This window comes from Phenylobacterium sp. RIFCSPHIGHO2_01_FULL_69_31, from assembly GCF_001824475.1.
GTDB lineage: Bacteria > Pseudomonadota > Alphaproteobacteria > Caulobacterales > Caulobacteraceae > Phenylobacterium.
The window spans coordinates 8,286-11,442 of record NZ_MHXN01000020.1 but is presented as its reverse complement, the minus strand read 5'-3'; the positions used below and the strand labels follow the sequence as shown (position 1 = coordinate 11,442).

Genomic DNA, 3,157 nt, shown 5'->3' with positions numbered 1-3,157 from the left:
GGCTAAGGCGGGGGCCATGGGCCTGACCACGGCCGACATCAACGCCACCCTTTCGACGGCGCTGGGCGGCAGCTACGTGAACGACTTCATGGATCGCGGCCGGGTGAAGAAGGTCTTCGTCCAGGCCGACGCCCCGTTCCGCATGAAGCCTGAGGACCTGGACCGCTGGTACGTCCGCAACGCCGCCGGTCAGATGGCGCCGTTCTCCGCCTTCGCCTCGAGCCACTGGACCATCGGCTCGCCGCGGCTGGAGCGCTACAACGGCCTGCCGGCGGTCAACATCCAGGGCGCGCCCGCGCCCGGCCAGAGCTCGGGACAGGCCATGCAGGCCATGGAGGCCATCGCCGCCAAACTGCCTCCGGGCATCGGCTACGAATGGACCGGCCTGTCGCTGCAGGAGCGGGAGGCGGGCGCCCAGGCGCCGGCGCTCTACGCAATCTCGATTATCGTGGTCTTCCTGCTGCTGGCCGCCCTCTACGAGAGCTGGTCCATCCCCCTCGCGGTGATCCTGGTCATCCCGCTGGGTGTCGTCGGCGCCCTGCTGGCCACATCGCTTCGCGGGCTCTCAAACGATATCTACTTCCAGGTGGGCTTGCTCACGACCATGGGCCTGGCGGCCAAGAACGCCATCCTGATCGTCGAGTTCGCCAAGGATCGCTTTGAGGCGGGGGCTCCACTGGTCGAGGCGACGCTGGAGGCGGTGCGCATCCGCCTGCGGCCGATCATCATGACCTCGCTGGCCTTCATGTTCGGCGTCTTGCCGCTCGCGATCTCCAATGGACCGGGGTCAAGCAGCCAGCACGCCATCGGCACGGGCGTGATCGGCGGCATGCTGTCGGCGGTAATGCTGGCGATCTTCTTCGTGCCGCTCTTCTTCGTCCTGGTGCAGCGTCACTTGGGGCGCAGGGTCGATCCCGAAGCGCCACCCGCCGCCGTTCCCCATGAGGCTGTTTGAGATGCCCGCCAGATCCCTGCTCCTGGCCCTCATGGCGTCGACGGCCCTTGCCGGCTGCACCCTAGCGCCGCGCTACGAGCGGCCCGCGCTGCCGGTCGGCCAGGCTTGGCCCGTCGCTCCTGCTGCGGCTTCGACCGCGGTCCCAAGCGGCAACCTGGCTTGGCGCGAGGTCTTCCAGGACGCCCGTCTCCAGTCGTTGATCGCGCTAGCCCTGGAACAGAACCGCGATCTGCGCGTGGCCGTGGCCAACATCGAGCAGGCCCGCGCGCAATACCGCGTCCAGCGCGCCGACCTGCTGCCGGCCATCGACGCCAGCGGCGGCTACACGCGTAGCAAGACGCCCGCCGGCGCCGCCATCCCCGGTCAGACCGGCAGCTTCGAGATCGAGCAGTACAGCGTGAGCGCCGGGTTCTCCGCCTATGAGCTTGACCTGTTCGGGCGCGTGCGCAGCCTGAGCGCTGCGGCCCTGCAATCGTTCTTCGCCACCGAGGAGAACCGACGCGCGGTTCAGATCAGCCTGGTCGCCGAGACCGCCAGCGCCTACCTGACCCTGGCCGCCGACCAGGACCTGCTGAAGATCACCCAGGACACCCTGGCCAGCCGCGAGGCCGGTCTCGACTTGGCCCGCAAGCGGTTCGAGGCGGGCGCCACATCCGAGCTCGACCTTCGGCAGGCTCAGACGCTTACCGAGCAGGCCCGCAGCGACGCCGCCGTCGCCACCGCCCAGGTGGATCGCGACCGCAATGCCCTGCGCCTCCTGGTCGGCGCCGAGGTCCCGGCCGATCTCCAGCCGCAGGGTGGCCTCACCAGCGTGGGCGTGCTGGCCGAGATCTCGCCCGGCCTGCCGTCCGACGTACTGGTCAGCCGTCCCGACGTGCGCGCCGCCGAGCACACTCTGCAGGCCCGCAATGCCGATATCGGCGCAGCGCGGGCGGCCTTCTTCCCGCGCATCACCCTTACCGGCTCCGAGGGGTCGTCCAGCCCGGCGCTGGACCGGCTGTTCACCGCGGGCACGCGCGCCTGGAGCTTCACGCCCCAGGTAGTCCTGCCGATTTTTGCGGGCGGCGCCAACATCGCCAATCTGCGGGGCGCCGAGGCGTCGCGCGACGCCGCCGTCGCCCAGTACGAGAGGGCGATCCAGACCGCGTTCCGGGAGGTCTCCGACGCCCTGGCGGTGCGCGCCACGATCGCCGACCGGATCGCCGCCCAGGCCCGGCTGGTCGAGGCGGCCGCGGCGACCCAGCGTCTCACCCAGGCGCGCTACGACCGTGGCATCGACAGCTCCCTCGCCTTGTTGGACGCGCAACGCACGCTCTATGCGGCGCGCCAGACCCAGCTTGCCGCCCAGCTGGCGCAGGCAACGAACCGCGTTGAGCTCTACCGCGCCCTGGGCGGCGACCGCTTTTGACCGCACGGGCGCCCTGGGCGCAGGACCCCGCCACCGTCTCCAGGACCATGGTCTGCCAAGCGATCAGCATCGCCTCGGCTCCATGCAGTCGGACAGTCCGACGTGGAACTTCGAGCTCAGATGCGTCAGGAAGGTTGAACGCGGCTCCTGGCGACCCATCGCCGCGTCATGGACCGAGTCCCGGCCGCGCCACTTCCGCACCGTCTTGTGATTCAGCCCGTGCTACCGGGCGAGCTCCGCGATCAGAGCCTTCGATCGCAGTATCGTCGCTCGGTCAGGGTGCTTGGTCCTGGCGCAGCCGTGTAGAACCTGGCCATAGATCCTCCCAGCGTGTGCACTCACCATCGAGCCCTTCCACTACGCCCCAGACGACCAGTTGCGGCGCGTCCCTCGCGACAGCGGCCGCATCACCTTCCGAAGCCGACGCTGGCGCATCCCCAAGGCCTTCAAGGGAAAGACCGTCGCCATCCGTCCAACCCACACCGACGGCCTCTACGACGTCGTCTTCCGTACCGCCAACATCGCAACCATCGACCTGCGAGCCCAGAACCACCATCCTCAACCTGTCACGGATGTCTCCGAACACCCGTCACGGATCTCTCCGGTCTGAACACGTGACGAGGGGGGAGTCTCAACATGGCTCTCGACCGGCGACAATGATGGCGTCAATAGGTACGCCTGAGCCGGCCGCCTGCGCGGCGCCTTAGCCGACGCGCCCCCCCCCCCGAGGTGACGATGAGGCTGACCTAAGGCCATTGCTATCGTACGAGTTCTGCTAGCTGAACCTTCCGCCC

At 68.9% G+C, this 3,157-nt stretch carries 3 protein-coding genes; all 3 read left to right on the top strand.

Annotated features, from left to right (window positions below; translation table 11 throughout):
- Window positions 1–955, top strand: a 955-nt coding sequence (locus tag A2790_RS12850; RefSeq protein ID WP_293392167.1) for an efflux RND transporter permease subunit, incomplete at its 5' end; no start/stop codon positions are given.
- Between the two features lies 1 nt (window position 956).
- Complete coding sequence (locus tag A2790_RS12845) at window positions 957–2,363, top strand: efflux transporter outer membrane subunit (protein ID WP_293392164.1); 1,407 nt, start codon at window positions 957–959, stop codon at window positions 2,361–2,363.
- 376 nt (window positions 2,364–2,739) lie between these two features.
- Window positions 2,740–2,973 (top strand): hypothetical protein, encoded by a 234-nt coding sequence (locus tag A2790_RS12840; protein ID WP_293392161.1) that lies wholly within the window; start codon window positions 2,740–2,742, stop codon window positions 2,971–2,973.
- The last annotated feature ends 184 nt before the right edge of the window (window positions 2,974–3,157 follow it).